The sequence below is a fragment of the Bacillus tequilensis KCTC 13622 genome (genome assembly GCF_000507145.1).
GTDB classification, from domain to species: Bacteria; Bacillota; Bacilli; order Bacillales; family Bacillaceae; genus Bacillus; species Bacillus tequilensis.
Genome location: NZ_AYTO01000050.1, coordinates 1 through 15,245 on the forward strand (window position 1 = coordinate 1; position 15,245 = coordinate 15,245).

21 protein-coding genes are annotated in these 15,245 nt (G+C 36.2%); 3 read left to right on the plus strand and 18 right to left on the minus strand.

Translation table 11 applies throughout. The annotated features are described in order from the left end of the window. Positions 1-125: 125 nt before the first annotated feature. The 14 genes from V756_RS0121450 to V756_RS0121560 all read right to left on the minus strand — a co-directional run bounded on the left by V756_RS0121450 (position 126) and on the right by V756_RS0121560 (position 9,462). Positions 126-305 (minus strand): hypothetical protein, encoded by a 180-nt coding sequence (locus V756_RS0121450; protein WP_024716470.1) that lies wholly within the window; start codon positions 303-305, stop codon positions 126-128. Between the two features lie 76 nt (positions 306-381). Beyond that, on the minus strand, positions 382-594 hold the full coding sequence (locus tag V756_RS0121455; protein ID WP_024716471.1) for a hypothetical protein: 213 nt from the start codon (positions 592-594) through the stop codon (positions 382-384). 80 nt (positions 595-674) lie between these two features. Next, the gene (locus V756_RS0121460) at positions 675-872 is read right to left on the minus strand and encodes a hypothetical protein (RefSeq protein ID WP_024716472.1); all 198 of its coding nucleotides are present in this window, start codon (positions 870-872) and stop codon (positions 675-677) included. Next, a complete protein-coding gene (locus V756_RS0121465) occupies positions 859-1,125 on the minus strand; it encodes a hypothetical protein (RefSeq protein ID WP_024716473.1) in 267 nt (88 codons plus the stop codon). The genes V756_RS0121460 and V756_RS0121465 overlap by 14 nt, the downstream gene beginning before the upstream one ends. Positions 1,126-1,150: 25 nt before the next feature. Next, on the minus strand, positions 1,151-1,771 hold the full coding sequence (locus tag V756_RS0121470) for a hypothetical protein (RefSeq protein ID WP_024716474.1): 621 nt from the start codon (positions 1,769-1,771) through the stop codon (positions 1,151-1,153). 229 nt (positions 1,772-2,000) lie between these two features. Beyond that, the gene (locus tag V756_RS0121480; RefSeq protein WP_024716475.1) at positions 2,001-2,393 is read right to left on the minus strand and encodes a hypothetical protein; all 393 of its coding nucleotides are present in this window, start codon (positions 2,391-2,393) and stop codon (positions 2,001-2,003) included. A 355-nt stretch (positions 2,394-2,748) separates the two neighbouring features. Further along, positions 2,749-3,093: a hypothetical protein gene (locus tag V756_RS0121490; protein WP_024716476.1), complete on the minus strand. Its 345-nt coding sequence runs from the start codon at positions 3,091-3,093 to the stop codon at positions 2,749-2,751. Positions 3,094-3,550: 457 nt separating this feature from the next. After that, positions 3,551-3,997, minus strand: coding sequence for a hypothetical protein (locus tag V756_RS0121505; RefSeq protein WP_024716478.1), 447 nt, complete (start codon positions 3,995-3,997; stop codon positions 3,551-3,553). Continuing rightward, entirely contained in the window at positions 3,994-4,143 is a 150-nt protein-coding gene (locus V756_RS1000000124080) for a hypothetical protein (protein ID WP_162147904.1), read from the minus strand. The genes V756_RS0121505 and V756_RS1000000124080 overlap by 4 nt, the downstream gene beginning before the upstream one ends. A 609-nt stretch (positions 4,144-4,752) precedes the next feature. Continuing rightward, positions 4,753-6,483: a fibronectin type III domain-containing protein gene (locus V756_RS0121525; RefSeq protein WP_024716480.1), complete on the minus strand. Its 1,731-nt coding sequence runs from the start codon at positions 6,481-6,483 to the stop codon at positions 4,753-4,755. A gap of 11 nt (positions 6,484-6,494) precedes the next feature. Continuing rightward, positions 6,495-7,841, minus strand: coding sequence for a hypothetical protein (locus V756_RS0121530; protein WP_024716481.1), 1,347 nt, complete (start codon positions 7,839-7,841; stop codon positions 6,495-6,497). A gap of 134 nt (positions 7,842-7,975) precedes the next feature. Then, positions 7,976-8,140, minus strand: coding sequence for a hypothetical protein (locus V756_RS1000000124050; RefSeq protein WP_155906254.1), 165 nt, complete (start codon positions 8,138-8,140; stop codon positions 7,976-7,978). A gap of 775 nt (positions 8,141-8,915) precedes the next feature. Beyond that, positions 8,916-9,194, minus strand: coding sequence for a hypothetical protein (locus V756_RS01000000123020; RefSeq protein ID WP_024716482.1), 279 nt, complete (start codon positions 9,192-9,194; stop codon positions 8,916-8,918). 13 nt (positions 9,195-9,207) lie between these two features. Beyond that, positions 9,208-9,462 (minus strand): hypothetical protein, encoded by a 255-nt coding sequence (locus V756_RS0121560; RefSeq protein ID WP_024716483.1) that lies wholly within the window; start codon positions 9,460-9,462, stop codon positions 9,208-9,210. Between the two features lie 536 nt (positions 9,463-9,998). On the opposite strand from V756_RS0121560, the gene V756_RS0121570 reads away from it, so the two are divergent. The 3 genes from V756_RS0121570 (at position 9,999) to V756_RS0121580 (ending at position 12,139) form a co-directional block, all read left to right on the plus strand. Continuing rightward, a complete protein-coding gene (locus V756_RS0121570) occupies positions 9,999-10,658 on the plus strand; it encodes a hypothetical protein (protein ID WP_024716485.1) in 660 nt (219 codons plus the stop codon). Positions 10,659-10,686: 28 nt separating this feature from the next. Further along, positions 10,687-10,887, plus strand: a complete 201-nt coding sequence (locus V756_RS0121575; RefSeq protein ID WP_024716486.1) for a hypothetical protein — start codon at positions 10,687-10,689, stop codon at positions 10,885-10,887. 127 nt (positions 10,888-11,014) lie between these two features. Next, positions 11,015-12,139: a Rap family tetratricopeptide repeat protein gene (locus V756_RS0121580; RefSeq protein WP_024716487.1), complete on the plus strand. Its 1,125-nt coding sequence runs from the start codon at positions 11,015-11,017 to the stop codon at positions 12,137-12,139. A gap of 186 nt (positions 12,140-12,325) precedes the next feature. Here the strand turns inward: V756_RS0121580 and V756_RS0121585 are convergent, their stop codons facing one another. The 4 genes from V756_RS0121585 to V756_RS1000000124055 form a co-directional block, all read right to left on the minus strand. After that, complete coding sequence (locus V756_RS0121585) at positions 12,326-12,964, minus strand: hypothetical protein (protein WP_024716488.1); 639 nt, start codon at positions 12,962-12,964, stop codon at positions 12,326-12,328. Between the two features lie 326 nt (positions 12,965-13,290). Further along, positions 13,291-14,490 carry a hypothetical protein gene (locus tag V756_RS0121590; RefSeq protein WP_024716489.1) on the minus strand — a complete coding sequence of 400 codons (1,200 nt, stop codon included), beginning with the start codon at positions 14,488-14,490 and terminating at the stop codon, positions 13,291-13,293. 160 nt (positions 14,491-14,650) lie between these two features. Next, positions 14,651-14,905 (minus strand): hypothetical protein, encoded by a 255-nt coding sequence (locus V756_RS0121595; protein WP_024716490.1) that lies wholly within the window; start codon positions 14,903-14,905, stop codon positions 14,651-14,653. An 18-nt stretch (positions 14,906-14,923) separates the two neighbouring features. Continuing rightward, on the minus strand, positions 14,924-15,094 hold the full coding sequence (locus tag V756_RS1000000124055) for a hypothetical protein (protein ID WP_155906256.1): 171 nt from the start codon (positions 15,092-15,094) through the stop codon (positions 14,924-14,926). Positions 15,095-15,245: the final 151 nt, after the last annotated feature.

Sequence of the window (15,245 nt, forward strand, 5' to 3'; positions counted from 1 at the left end):
TCTTTCTTAATTAAGAAAAAACAAAGAAAACGATAAAAGACAACATAAATAAATCCAAGAAATACAGGAACAAACAACGGAGATATAACATGAATTACATAAGAAAAACTCATGGCAGCGCCCCCTTAAGAAAAGATTTTTTCATGCTCCTGTCTAATTAAATAGCGCAGTAATGACGTTCTATCAAAAGGTGGATACTGCCCCTTATCGTTGTTGTAATGATCAATAATATCTTTCATGAACGTTTTATCAGCATCCGTAAACCGGACAGGAGTAACAGGAGTATTTCCTTTTTTCTCTTTCAATGTGAGTCACCCTTTCTTCGATAACTCAATTATAACACAGTGTATATACACTGTATATACACTGTATATACAGTATTCACTTTTCTTCTGATTTTATTTGACCTTCTTTGACTAAATTTTTGTAAGCATAAGAGACAACAAAGTTATATACGTCAATTTTCGACAATTTACGATTCGGAAAGAAAAGATCATTCTGCTTTTGGAGATATTCTGTAATCTTTTCAAATTGATCAAATATCTCTTGATCCGAAATCATGTGAGTATTTAAAGCTAAATATTTTTTCGACATAAAAAAAAGCACCTCGTCATAATATTTATTAATCTTACATAAATACTAATTGAGGTTATGAACCAAAGTCAAACCATGATTCATACACTTTTTTTCATTTGCTCGAAAACAAATGACATATTCAAGACATGAGTACAACAATCAGACAGCCCTTTTTTCTCTTGATCCGAAAAAGAATAATTAGCCTGTAAATGCTCTAAAAATGCAACAACCTCTTTATTAGCCTTTAAACACTGCTCTATCTGTTTTTTAACTTGCTTACTCTTAACAGACTTCATTTATCGTTCCCGCCTTTCTAGCGACAAATGAAGCATGTTTTTTAATCGTTTCAAGAGCCGCATCAACTTCATTTTTCATTTCATCAAAATACTGCGAGAATGACACATACACACACGTTTGAACTCGTGATCGCTTGTAATCCTCCGTTATCATACTCTTATATGTCTCACACTTATTTCTCACACTCATAAGATTGGCAAAAGCTTGATTGATCTCTAGAAATGAATCGGCTTTTATATAAGGATTTGGCATAATAAATCACTCCTTCGCTTATTCGCTACACGCCAACCGCCAGAGGCGTTTGTCGTGCCGCACTAACCATGTAATTTTCGGAGATCCGTTTTAATTCCTCCAAAAAGTCTTTAAAATCGCCTTTCTTATCTGGAATATCTATCGGCGTTACCATCTTGGTTGTATCAAATACTTGATTCCCGTATTGTTCAAGATACCGCTGCTTAAATCTATATGTCTTCAAATATCTATTTGACTGCCAATCATGCAGACGGTAGAAGAAATAACCGTTTCTTTTTTCTACCTGTACAAGAATGTTTGTGATACCTCTTATACGGCTATCCAAGTCCTCAAAATTCGGCGATGTAAGAATCATAGTACAGCGCAGTTTCCGCAAGTAATATGAAATCTGTGTAAAGAATTTCACATGGTTACTCGAAAAGCTTCGAGCGTCCAAATCCATATGAGATTCATCAAGAACCAAAATAGATGAAGGCTGAACAGCAATATCTTTGAAATCATCTAGCTTTGTAAAAGGTTTTGACCCTTGCAGTCCGTAATTGCTATACAAAGAACAGCCCGATCTTTGCTGAAAAGCTTTCGCGAATACAGAAGCGCCTGCCGTTTTTCCAGATCCGAGAAAGCCCTCAAATACCATCACATTCATAAATTAACCTACTTTCTAACCTTTCTAAGTTCATACAACTGAAAGAATAAAATCATAAAAGCAAACAACGTCCACGCTCCAATAACAATCAATGACAGCATCTATTTTTAGCCCCTTCTAGTAAGCGACTTAAAAAAAGCATGAGCAACAAAAATAGTAAGACCAGCCATCAAAACAGCAATAAAGAAGTAAAAACCACCCAAAAATAAAGTCTCTGCGAATTTTTCCATTAGTATTTATCAATTTCCTTTCTATTCATTGACTTGGCTTGTACGTCCTCCGGCTTCAATGCAGTATTTGCAGGGTTAGCGTTCGCCTTAAGCAAATGACCGAGTTTGGCATTACCCTTGATACGATCAGCCAATGTAAGTTTATTCAAGGCTTTCATATACGTGTCCTGTGGCGTTACGTGCTGACGAGCATCTAAAGCAAAATCGGCAATATCTCCAAGTCCGGCTTCTTTAAGTAACAATGTAGCTTTCAATTGATCCGTTGTTATCGGAACTGAATTCTTTCTGAAAAAGTGCATCAATTCAACAGTTTCATTTGTCTTTTCTTCTTCGCCACTCTCTAATAGATCAGCAATAAATAAATCTTGTACAGTTTGTTCCTTCTCAGACAATATAATTACCTCCAAATTACGAACGAATTTTACAGCCGGTTCAATCCTGGAAAAGCAAAACACGAACTTTTACAGCTGCCCAGGAACTCATTTCAACGCTTAAAACCGAACTTTAAAACAAAATAAAATAAAAGAATACTGTCAGGATCACAGTAAAAGTAAGATGATACAAACAATCAATCAAAAACTCAGACAGAAATCTCTTTGCTTTCTGAACAAAAGGTACAGCTGCCAAGTTCAAATAATAATGCTCTACAATCGTTCTATTTGAAATCTTTATGACCTCTCACCTCTTCATACACATTAATGGCAATCAGAAAAGCAATACAGCAGATCAGAAAACCACTTTCGAAAATCATTTGAAGATCACCAGAAGAATAATGACAACCCACGGCAACAGCTTGAACATGTCAAAAGCTTTCGGCTTATCGTAGTTGAAAAGATTGTTTAAAGCAGTAGAACGCCGCAATCCCTTAAGTTTTTGCGCTTCAACCTTTGCCGGAAGATCAAGGTTGTACATGTAAAAAACTTGACCATCTTCCTCATTAATAAACTTTTGTGCATCTTCCAAAGGCAATAAATCATCTTCTGTCTCCAAAGTGTCTCCAGCAATCTGTTTCACCTTTTGAGCGCTGAAAGTGCCTGTTTCTGGATTCATGATTAAGGCTCTAAAATTCTGATACATACGGGCTTTAGCCATTTTTTCTTTCTCCTTTTAATAAAAGTTGTTAATAGTTATTATATTTTATTAAATGTTATTAGGCAATTACTTAAAAGCTTTTTTAATCAATAAGACAGACGGCAAAACAAGGAGCAAAAACAAACCGATTCCAATTCCTGCACCTATAGAAAAGAACACCTCGAAAACTGACATGACAATTTTTCCTCCTTACCACCACTTTATGGCTTGTTTAAATGTTAAATATAGTCCGGTTGCGTTCTTAATGAGATAAGCGACAACATATATAAACGCCAGTGCACAGATTGTGCCTACAAAACGACTCCACGCAGGACCAAGCATACCGAATGGACCTAAAAAGTTTTGTATCGGTACAGGGTGAGACAAGGGCACCGACATAGAGCTAATCATGCTATGAATGTGATTGAGCCACGCCAAAACCGGCGCGAAAATCGTATCAATGAGCGCCTTCAATTTATCACCTCTTGAATGGCGAGACGGTGACGTTACCGCCAAGTAAACCAATAATTTTTATGATGAAGTAAAACCAGATAAACGCTGTCGCTACCGTCGGAACAATCGTCAGCATTCCCGTTGGCTGTAGAATATCTCTCACGACCTCGAAAGCCTTTCCTGTCGTTGACGGCATTGCAACACCGCCAGAAGGGTAAACACCTAACCACATTGCTATTGTTCTCAGAACGCCCGCAAACAGCGAGAAAATGAACTGAAACAAAGCAACAAAAATCATAATGACGGACACGACAACCTCAAAAACCTTTGTAACAAAATAAAAAATGCCTTCTAAGAAATAAAACAGATAGGCGAACGGTTTCGCCAAGAACTGAAAGAAATTCGTGAATAAATCGCCAAGCCATTCAAACGCACTTTTTAAGAATCCTAGTAGCTTATCAACAAACTTCATGACTTAACCCCTAATAAAAGACGCCTTACGCCTAGCGCCACGCTTAACGTCATCATGAGGACAAACGCAAAGAACAAATATGAATCATATGCCCTTATAATCATTTGCAAGAAGTTGCCGAGATCAGCTAATGTAACAGGCTCCATGATTGAACCTCCTTACCTGTTTAAATACAAATACGTCACCAAGAACCCAACGCCACCAATAAGAAGCAAAACTAGAGGATTCATCTGAAAAACCGTATCGAATGATCCAGTAATATTAGGGAACATATGCAACTCACTCCTAAAATAAAGATGACCTTAAGGCCAGCCTTAACAACCGCTTAAGGCACAGCCTTAAGAATCTGAAATGCCTCCGGCGTGGAAGGCTTCGCCTTTCCAAACCGATCCTTGCTGGAAGCGCCCCAAAACAAAGGTTTTGGGCGTACCGAGAGGATGGAAAATCAACTGTGAAGGAGACAAGAAGGAGAAAGAAAAATTTTACAAGTAAATTTTTTCTGTCTCCACTCTTGCACCTCCATGAGACAAACGACACTAACGAAATAATGTAGGCTTTTGTTTCTCGTCTGAAATATAGAGCCATACGACCTCAAATTGTGTAATAAATAACGCAAGAAAGAACCATCCAAAGACTGCCGGACCTGTGATAAACCAATAAACTGACATACAAGCCAATATCAATGCTCCAAGTATCCGAAAGAAAATATTTACTACAAATTCAAATTCCATATGACTCCATACCTTTCAATTTTGTTATGTGAAAAACAGCGCTTTTACTCTGTGCGAGATATAGAAACCTAAAGGAATAGACACCGAGAATGCCAACAGCAACCATATAGAAGAAAACCACGATCCCACACCGTTAGAAACATCTATAAGGCTGTATCCGGCTTTAAAAATCGGCATTCCTTTCGTGTTTGGTGCTCCATACTTTGCCGCCTTTCCTGACTCATTGCCAGAAGTATCTACAGCAGACACTTCGACATGATAAGTCTTTCCGTTCTCTAAGTCAGGCACTGTATACACATTACTTTTTATAGGCTTATCAGTAATCTTCTTACCATCCAAATACACGTAATATCCTTCTAAATCAAACTCAGAGTTTTTATCCCACGCTAACACCAGAGACTCATTTCCATTAGTCACCTTTAAACCTGTCGGCTTTTCGGGTGGTTCTTCGTCCTTATACTCTTTTGTTTTAAATGAAAAAGTATAGCCCTCAGACTTTGCACCTTTATCAGAAACAGCCACGATCTTATAGGTATAATCTGTTGAAGGCTTCAAATCATCAAAATCTAATTCCGCAGCCGTCGTTTCCGCAACTATTTTTACATTGTTCTTATATACTTCTAAATGCGAAAAATTGTCCTCTGCCGGCAAATCATAAGCCATATGCACTGATCTATAATCAAAGGTATATTTGACATTACTAATATCTGATGGCGGTTTTAAAGGTTCCGTTTTAACCTCATAATTATTAGGAGCACTCATTTCACCGTCTTTCGAATAGCTGACAAATTTCAAATTATAAGAAGTGTCAGGCTTAAGGTTATCCAACGTAAAAGAAGAACCTTCAACCACATCTTTTTTCAATTCATCATCCACGTACACTTTTAAATACGAAAAATTCTCAGGTACGGTATAAGAAAATGAAAGAGAATCATCCGTTGCCGAATACTTCACATCTGAAACATTATCAAATTGCTCCGGCAACTTATCATATAAATTAAGATCATAAATCACTTCCGAGTTATTAAGCCCTTCAATCGCAAAAGAACTCGTTCTCGTCGGGAAATCAACAAGTTCAAACGGCTTACCATGAAAATATTCTGGCGTAACCGTATAATAAACAGGTTCTTTTTTTGTATAATCATATGTTCTAATCTTTATAGAAGTTGAACCTTCCATATGAATTCGAAAATACTTAGCGTTATCGAAATAATCATGCTGTCTTATTTCTTTCAGATTAGTCAAAGGCGCAAAACTCTCAAACGTTGTCAAATCATCATCTGTAAGTCTTTTCGTAGTTGTCTGACTAAATCCGGCGGATGCATCTACAATTAATTCCTTACCATCAAATAACCCACCTTTAAAACTTTGCATAGCAGGAAACAACTGCTTACGATTCAAAGAAACACCATACACAGTAACCCTAGACCCGAATTCTCTAGTTCTAGGGCTTATAACAATTTGTTTCGGATTGTTATCATACATTTTTTGTGTAATCTGAAATGTAGCTTTTTGCATAAGATTCGTTCGCTTATAAGGAATATCAACACCGTTCAGCTTCAAACTATAATAATCAAGCATTTGTTTGAAATCGATTGTAATCGTATCGCCTACTTTATAATCTAGATCAAACTTCAAATCATCTTTTTCATACCGAAGTATCCGAGAATATTCTGGCTCAGCCGCAGACGCTGATTGAACATACACAGATCCTATACATAGTCCGAACAAAAGACAGAGTAAAATCTTTTTCATGATTCACCCCCTTACTGCTTCCAACGTAATTCATACTGATCTGATGGCGTAACATCATAAAACTCAGTACGATGATACTGATTTGTTCTATTTAACTCTTCATCAGCTTGCGGAATATCCCACTGCCGGAAGTAGTCTTTTTGCATTTCTTCGTCTTGATTCATTTCTTGATCTCTCTGCATTTGACGGTCTGGAAGCATTTCTTTGTCTTTCTGCATTTCATCATTTTTTCTAAAATAGTCCTTTTCTAATTCTTCATCTTGCTGAAATTCATCTTTTGTTAATTGAGAATCCCGATAGAACTTATCTTTTTCTAATTCCTTATCCTTCGTTTTCTCACGATCTTTCTTGAATTGATCTTTCGTCAATTCATCATCTTTCTTCTTCTCTGCGTCTTTTTCAAATTCATCCTTCGTTAACTCTTCATCTTTTTTCTTCTCCGAATCCTTCTTAAACTTGTCCTTCTCTAACTCGTCGTCCTTCTTAAACTTGTCCTTCTTAAGCTGATCATCTTTTGTAAACTCGTCCTTTTTCAGTTCCGTATCCTTAGTTTTTTCAGAGTCCTTTTTTAATTCATCTTCCTTCTTAACTCCGTCCCAATCTTTAGGCTCTGGAGCATCTGGAAGTTTTGACATATCATCAGATGAATCATCACCGGTATCCTTAAAATAAGTAGTGTCATCCTTAAAGGCTGTCTTAGGCATATCCGGTTTAAAATCGCTTAAATTGTACTCTGGTGGATCGTCGAAAGAATAATCTTTATCACTCACAAATTGATCTTTCAGACCATCAACAGCACCTTTTACAGCCTTTGTCGAATCATTAACTTGATCAACAGCATCCTTTATCTTCTTTTGATTTCCTAGAGATTCATCCATCTTGTCAGAAATGCCTTGATTAACGCCCTTTAAAGTACCGATACATTCGCAAACAGCATCCGAACAGCCAGAGCCACCACCAGAAGGCGCAGGAGAACCGCCAGAAGAATTAGGCGCAGCGTCTTTTTTTTCTTTACATGTTCCTCTTTCCTCTTTTATTTGAGTAACAGAGAACTTATCAGAATCTAAAGCACTGCCAGAGGAATCCAACAACTCAACTTTCCAAGACCCATTACAATTAATCGTCAACTTTCCAGATTCGCCCTCAGCATTGTAAGTCTGCGTATAATACGGAGCATCAGAACCACTTTTATAGCCAGATACACGAAGCTTTGAAACACCGTCCGCATTAACAGAAATAACATAGGTATCTAAAGAAGAATCATAGCCAGAAGAACCAAACGAAGCCGCAAAAACAGAAAAAGCCGGAACCATTAAGCAAAGAGTCAACAAGATGACCCTTCTAATATCTCTAAACATGGAGCAAAGCCCCCTATCCTGCTATATCGTGGAGCAAAACCCTCCACTCTGAAACAAAAAAATGGGAAAGGGAATTAAATCCCTTTCCCTCTATATGAAAAGTTCCTTTTGTTCGGTTGTTTAATTAAAACGGATTAGGCAACAAACAACGCTTTAACACGACTAGCGATTAAGAACGCTAACGGAATAGCGACAGCAAACGCAATGATCATCCAGAAACTTCCGAACCAGTTACTAACGGCAGAAGCAACATTACCAAGATCATAGTTTAGTGAAATAGTTGGGATACCATTTTCCATATTTAATTAACCTTCTTTCTCTATTTAATTAAGCAACGAACAACGCTTTAACACGACTAGCGATTAAGAACGCTAACGGAATAGCGACAGCAAACGCAATGATCATCCAGAAGCTACCGAACCAATTACTTACGGCAGTAGCAACATTTCCAAGATCATAGCTTAGTGAAATCTTAGGAATTTCCATATAAATACATGACCCACTTTCAAATTAAAATTAATCACTCCAATAAATTCTCTTAAGGAGCATCAAAATAAAGAAGCCAGCCAGAACTCCATACAAGACCCAGAGCGCTGGAGAAAGTGTGTTCCAGTTATGCGCGAAATTCGCGAATAAATCGCTTATAGGCGGTCTATAACTTATACTTGGCATAAAAATAACTCCTCTAGTTTGATAGTCCTTTTAACTTCATCAAAACGAATGCCGCAAACGCTCCGCCTATAAATAAATACAAGGCAGGCAAGGCAGAAGCAAAGATGTTGTAAGAATATTGAAGTATCTGACTCATTTGAAGGGAGAAACTCAATATCCGTCACCCCACTTTTTCAGAATCGTAAAAAATGCAACCATCGAACAGACTGCTGTTAACATTCCAACAGATCCCAAAACGAAGGGCTTAGACATTAATAACCAGTAAAGTGCATGAACAAATGTAGGTTCCAATGGTTTACTACCTCATATTAAATTTGCTTGCTAAGATACCGAGTAACAAAATAAAAAACGGTACTGATAGCAAGGAATATTGGTTTAGAAATGTCATGATGTCGGCTTTAATCATCTTAAAACCTCCCATATCCATTTGAATATAAACAGCAGTAAACAACAGAACAAAAGGAAACTGATCACCAATTCGCCATAGGTGAAACTCTGGAAAACTTGAAAAGCGCCGTCAGCTGTATCAACAATGTAACTATGATAGAAGTCATTCAAGGCCTGACCCAAACTAGAGGAATCATCCTCTTTATGTTCGCCGCCAAAATAATCAGTCAGAGCTTGTTTCACGTCTTCATATACACTGGTGTTTTCCTGATTCGTGCTGCTCTCATTTTCCATGTGTTAAGCTCCTTTACTTGTTCAAAGGTTTCAAAGCTGATACAGCACAGAAAACGCCACGTTGACCAGATGTCACTTGAAGCGTGATCTCTACAGGTGTACCAGTTGGGATTTGCGAATAATTATCGAGTTCTTGTGTAGGCATGAAAGATAAGGATTCATATTTTACTGGATCGCCAAACTCTAAAAATGTTAAATCAGATTTCCCTTCTCTTTTAATAGTTCTGAATCCTTTGTAAATTGCTTGTTCTTTTGATTGAAATAGCAAATCTCAAACCTCCGTCAAATAAAGTTTTTTTGTACTCAAATGACATAAAAAAAGAAAAAAGCCGTCTATCCATTAAAGGATAAGGCGACTTTTTCCATAGATAAAAATACCTACTAAATAAATCATATTTTTGGAGTATTATTTCAAGAATAATAATTGAAATACGCAAAAAGATGCTATATTATTATAGGTGTGAGTCCAACTTGGAAAAAGACGCCAATCTTGAAAAACAAGCTGGACTCACTTCGCCACCGTCGGCAAACGGTGGTTTTTTTTATGTAATTTTTTTACGTGCTCTGAATACAAATTCGATTGTAAACAAAAAAATTCCCCATGTAAAGAATAATTTGCTAAAAACATGGAATTTTTTTTCGGAAACATAGGATAATAGACTTGGAACGTGTGTTCCCATGGGGATTACAAACATTAGATGATTGCGCCTTTTATGCGGTTTTTGTTCGGCTAATATTCGGTTACATTCATCCGTTCTTATGTTTTAGTTGGTAATTGTAAATACACTTACAGGAGGTTTTTTTATGAAAAAAGTATTTTCCGTTTTATTAGCTTTGTGTCTATTGATTTCTCTCGCTCCGAATGTTTTTGCACAGGAAACAACACCTCAGAACCTACCACCTGTAAAAAAGTTTAGTGAAGAGCAATACCAAAAAGAAGATATTTTGCCACTAGAAAAGTATGTCTCCGTAAAAAATGGTTATCTTGTTTTAGACTCTGAAAAAGCTAAAACAGACGGCTTTAAAGCTGATTTAATCAACGGACAACAAAAATACTTCGAATTACTCAACTCTGAAATCTCAGAAGGAAAACTCTCCGTAGACAAGAATTTGAATATTACAGGCACAATCCAAGATCAATCAAATTTTGTACCTTTGGATGCTGAAATTCTTAAATGCAAAGGGAAAACTACCAAAACAAAAACTTATTGGTGGGGCTACTCAAGAAAATTGAACAGCTGCGACAGCAAAAAGGTAGCATCATCTTTCAGTAGTGCCGGCTCAGTTTCTGCCGGAATCGCTGTAATTGCCGCATGGTTCGGTGTATTGCCTTCCGTCCCTCCTGGTCTAAGTGCGGCATATTTTGGTCTTGTAGCATCAAGAATAAACGCAAACAATAATGGGAAAGGTGTAATAACTGATATGACTTGGGCAGTTGTGTTCAACATCAAACCGCAGAAATAACATAATATAAACGGTGGGGGGTGAAAACATGTGGGATTTTATAGTAAGCTACACTCTACCAATTTTCATGATTTTATTTCTAGCCGTCACATGGTTTAGAATGGCTCAAAAAAACAAAAATGATGGAAAGTCCAACAAATCCTTCTTTAAGCATTTAGCTTTAACTGTAGTTGTTGCCGTTGTTGTTATTTCAGCACTTTCTTACATGATAATAAATATGACAGTATAAAAGCAGACAATTGTCTGCTTTTTTTTCGTATTTTGCGCTCTGCCGAAAACTTACCGCAATAAAGTTTATAGCGTTTTTCATGTGCTACCATTTACATAAAAAGGTTCTTATAGGGGGTATTCACCAAATGAATCTCATTCCATCTGCGACAGTGGGGGTAAAAATTAATGAATGGTATCACCATATAAACAAGTTTGATCATGAAAACGCTGAAAAATTGAAATCTGAAATCACTGAAATGATAGATCATATGGAAGAAGATCAAGACTTACTCATCTACTATCAACTAATGTTATTCAGACATTATCTTATGATGTCTTATTTATTCCCCTCAGACTCAGCAAAAAAATTAGAAAAATGGCAATATTTAAAAGAGAGCGAGGGCAGGTCACAAAAGATCACAAAGCTAATGGAGTATTACGCCAACTTTTTCGAAGGTATGTACCATTTTTCAGAAGGAGACTACATAAGCGCAATACAAAGTTATAAGAAAGCTGAAAAACGCATTTATAAAGTCAGAGATCGGATAGAAAAAGCCGAATTTTATTACAAATTATCAGAGGTTTATTATCATATGAAACAAACTCACGTTTCTATGTTTTACGTGCAAAAAGCGTATGAAATTTACTCCAAAGAGGACACATATTCAATACGGAAAATTCACTGTCTCTTTGTTATCGCAGGAAATTATGTAGACATGGAAACACATGAAAAAGCCTTACCGCACATTAAAAAATGTTTAAGCACCGCACGAATTATTGATAATAAGCCAATCATCACGAAAGCATTGATAAATATGGGTTTATGCTACAACAAACTAAACGAACCCGATACAGCTGCAAAATATTTTCTTGAAGCCGCAGACATGGCAAAAACAATTAAAGCAAAGGAACTAACGCAGGCATACTATGACCTTGCCTTAATTCGCTTTAAACAAGATAAGACACTTCCAGCATTAGAATTTTTCGAACGAGCCTGTAAAAGTGCAAAAGCGTTCAAAGATGACTTTTTTGCAACTTTGCTTAATGTCCTTAAGGCTATATTTATCGACAAACTTGATCGTGAAGGCATTTTACAAGCTCTGGAACCTCTCAGAAACGAAAGAGGATACCCCTATTTTGAAGAGTTGGCGTTAGAAGCCGCCGAATTTTATACTAAGAAAGAGCGTATGGATGAATCTGTATTCTTCTTTCGTCAAATGGTTGACGCTCAAAAACAAATTCAAAGGGGCGATTTCGTGTATGAAGTTTAAGTTGATTTGTTCTTTAGCCATTATCACAGGGTTATTATTTGTATCCGGTCATGAGTTAGTACATCAACAAAATAATGATTTTAACGTTGCTTCACGCTTCGCAACTTGATTCAGAATGGTTTTATGACCGTCTACAAAAAAAGTGCTTAGAAACAAATCTAAGCACTTTTTTTCTTTATGTTTCATCTATTTTTTTATGCAATCATTTCGCTTAAGCAATGGCTGAAATTCTTGAATAAAATACCTCAACGCCATTTCAGCCAAATCATTACGGCTTATTCTAAAATCATCTGCCAAAGCATTCGTAAAATCGTCAAATTCTTCAGCTGTCGCTCTACTAATCATGTAAGGCGTTTTTATATTCGGTTTTCTGTTTGGCAAATGTGCATATGTATCTAAAAAGATTTTTCTATACATGCCGCCATCCTTTTTGTACTGCATATGCAGTTCTTTCACAAACATAACTTCTTCTTCGGTCAATGTATTGCCCTCTCTCTCTCTAATTATCGGGACATCTTCGTGAATATATTCTATTTTTTCCGCCTTTTTCGGTACTGTTTCTCGTGAATTTTTCACGACATCTCGTGAATTTTTCTCTATATTTCGTGAACCCAGTTTACTCACAGAATTATTCAAATCAAAATCCAAAACAGTTTCTAAAGGATGATCTCCCATATAATTGTATTCTTTCACAGCACGATCAAAAACAAAACCGATTTTGTTCATTTTTTTAGTTAGTGCGCTTCTAGAAACATCAGTGTCTTTTGCAATATCAGACATACTTTCGCCGTTTTTGACTCTAACTATTACTTCACTTACTTTCATATTCTCGCCTTCTTTTCACGATTTTTTCACGATTTTTCGTGAATACTAGTCACGACATTGTACTTATTTTCACGAAAATTCGTGAAATCTTATTCTATTATTTTACTATTTTTCGTGAAGATTGTCACTGTTCCAAAACAAAAAGTTCACGAGATTACGTGAACTTTTTGCGGAATTATCATCTTTTTTTGGTGAACATTGTCACGATTTTTCGAACATTTTCAGGTGTACCATCTGCAATAATGTTGTATAATTAAATGGGATTAAAAACGGAATAGTGTATGACCATCTAGCTATTTGGGAGTAGTTAGATCAGGTTCCGATGTCTAACTATCTAACGAGTAGTTAGGCATTTTTTTATCTTTATCTTGTATTTTTTTATTTATGGAATGATTCAAGAATAACTTTTTCTTTTTAACAACATCTTTTTCAAAGCTAACTTGCTTTCTCTTCTCATACTCAAGTATTCCTTTTTTAACAATCTGCAAAGCTGTATCTAAATCATAGTCCTCTTCATCAACCAATCCAGTAATCAAACGACCTCTGATATTTGGTATCTCTCTTTCAAAATTCAAATCCATATCTTTTTCACGAGTAATAAATCCAGTAACTTGTTCAAATACGCCTTTATGACCTTTACTAAGCGTTTTCCAGTGAGCCGACGGGTGTATGTATCTTTCCATTAAATATGACCATAAAAGACTCAATCTGTTTTCATAAAAGACTGTATCTAGATCATCAAAGAGACGCAGCCCCTCTAAATCCTTACATTCTTTTATAAAGTCTCTCCTGACTTCAAACTCAACGTTCCAAACATTTTCGGCATCCATACCTTTTTCTCTGTACAGATCAAGAAAATAAGTTTTCATCTTCTTAATCGCTTCTTTTGACTTGTTATATATCCGAAGCTGACAGCGTGTCCTATTTCCATAGTAAACTGTTTCAAAATCCCCGGTTCTTGGATCAAGCCGAAAAAAGTCGGGGTGATTATCCTTTGCAAAATTTTGAGGATATTCAAATTTTGATAGATCACTATAATTCCAACGCCACTGATCAGAATGAACAGCAAAGTCAACACGATTCAATTTAGCTGATGTATAATCAAATCCCAAAACCGTAAGTATCGACAAAGCTTCATAATAAGCGTTCAATATACCTTTTTCCCAAAGCAAAAACTGGTTCAATTGCACTTTCATTGGCATTTGATCTTCTCTAGCATTTTTTGCAAAGTAAATAGCCATGTCTTTGTTTCTAATTGAATACTGATACGCAGGTGGCTGTCCTCCTAATATCTCAAACAATACGGGATTTTCATAAGCTGATATCTTAACATCAAGAGCTAAAGCTTGCCCTGTATCCATATAGTTTTCACGTCCAGAACTAAGCAAACGTCTGAAACCATCATCCATAATGTCTTGATAATTTGAACAATCAACATTGAACCAAAATGTATCAATATTATATAAATACTTGTCGGGATCAGGAACAAAACGTTTGCCTTTTGACTTTGTATAAGTCTGCGGCATAAAAAGACCTCCAAATAATGAAAAACTAGCCTGCAAAAATATCAAAAATGAAGAGTGGTACAAAATCGCATTTTTGCACCAAGCGCTAAAGCCTTGATACATAAGGGTTTTGACCCCAAAATAGGGTGTTTACTATGACCCCATGTTATAAGGCATGGGGTCATACGTCCGCCTGTGCCTTTTCCTTCGCCGGAATAGTAACATGCAACACATAATCACCAATGAAATAAGAAACAATTAACAAATCAATTACAAGAATCGACCAAGCAATAAGATTAAAACCATACATAAAACCATAAATCCATCCACATAGCAGAATAGCCGTCAAAGAAAGAAGAAGAACCATAAGAATAGAAAAACCAATAAATTTAAATATCGTTAACAAACCAAGACCAAGCATTTTCAAATGTATCAACTAAGAACCTCCTACCAATCAATACTCGAACGCTTTATAAAACATATAAAATACAGAAAGAAAAGACAAAACACCTAAAGCAATAATTTCACCATGAGGAACACATGTCATAAAGAACCACAATCCTACCCCTACTATAGATAACAAGACTACTGCAACAAACGCTTTAACTAACGCTTCACCATCCATAAAAAATCCTCCTAGATTTAATATTTCTTAATTAAGAAAAAACAAAGAAAACGATAAAAGACAACATAAATAAATCCAAGAAATACAGGAACAAACAACGGAGATATAACATGAATTACATAAGAAAAACTCATGGCAGCGCCCCCTTAAG

Coding starts and splice junctions, on each gene's coding strand:
- V756_RS0121465 (WP_024716473.1), bottom strand. CDS start 1,125: ATGCCAAATCCTTATATAAAAGCCGATTCATTTCTAGAGATCAATCAA.
- V756_RS0121530 (WP_024716481.1), bottom strand. CDS start 7,841: ATGTTTAGAGATATTAGAAGGGTCATCTTGTTGACTCTTTGCTTAATG.
- V756_RS0121460 (WP_024716472.1), bottom strand. CDS start 872: ATGAAGTCTGTTAAGAGTAAGCAAGTTAAAAAACAGATAGAGCAGTGT.
- V756_RS0121580 (WP_024716487.1), top strand. CDS start 11,015: ATGAATCTCATTCCATCTGCGACAGTGGGGGTAAAAATTAATGAATGG.
- V756_RS01000000123020 (WP_024716482.1), bottom strand. CDS start 9,194: ATGGAAAATGAGAGCAGCACGAATCAGGAAAACACCAGTGTATATGAA.
- V756_RS0121470 (WP_024716474.1), bottom strand. CDS start 1,771: ATGAATGTGATGGTATTTGAGGGCTTTCTCGGATCTGGAAAAACGGCA.
- V756_RS0121570 (WP_024716485.1), top strand. CDS start 9,999: ATGAAAAAAGTATTTTCCGTTTTATTAGCTTTGTGTCTATTGATTTCT.
- V756_RS0121575 (WP_024716486.1), top strand. CDS start 10,687: ATGTGGGATTTTATAGTAAGCTACACTCTACCAATTTTCATGATTTTA.
- V756_RS0121455 (WP_024716471.1), bottom strand. CDS start 594: ATGTCGAAAAAATATTTAGCTTTAAATACTCACATGATTTCGGATCAA.
- V756_RS1000000124080 (WP_162147904.1), bottom strand. CDS start 4,143: ATGGAGCCTGTTACATTAGCTGATCTCGGCAACTTCTTGCAAATGATT.
- V756_RS1000000124050 (WP_155906254.1), bottom strand. CDS start 8,140: ATGGAAAATGGTATCCCAACTATTTCACTAAACTATGATCTTGGTAAT.
- V756_RS0121505 (WP_024716478.1), bottom strand. CDS start 3,997: ATGAAGTTTGTTGATAAGCTACTAGGATTCTTAAAAAGTGCGTTTGAA.
- V756_RS0121525 (WP_024716480.1), bottom strand. CDS start 6,483: ATGAAAAAGATTTTACTCTGTCTTTTGTTCGGACTATGTATAGGATCT.
- V756_RS1000000124055 (WP_155906256.1), bottom strand. CDS start 15,094: ATGGATGGTGAAGCGTTAGTTAAAGCGTTTGTTGCAGTAGTCTTGTTA.
- V756_RS0121590 (WP_024716489.1), bottom strand. CDS start 14,490: ATGCCGCAGACTTATACAAAGTCAAAAGGCAAACGTTTTGTTCCTGAT.
- V756_RS0121585 (WP_024716488.1), bottom strand. CDS start 12,964: ATGAAAGTAAGTGAAGTAATAGTTAGAGTCAAAAACGGCGAAAGTATG.
- V756_RS0121490 (WP_024716476.1), bottom strand. CDS start 3,093: ATGGCTAAAGCCCGTATGTATCAGAATTTTAGAGCCTTAATCATGAAT.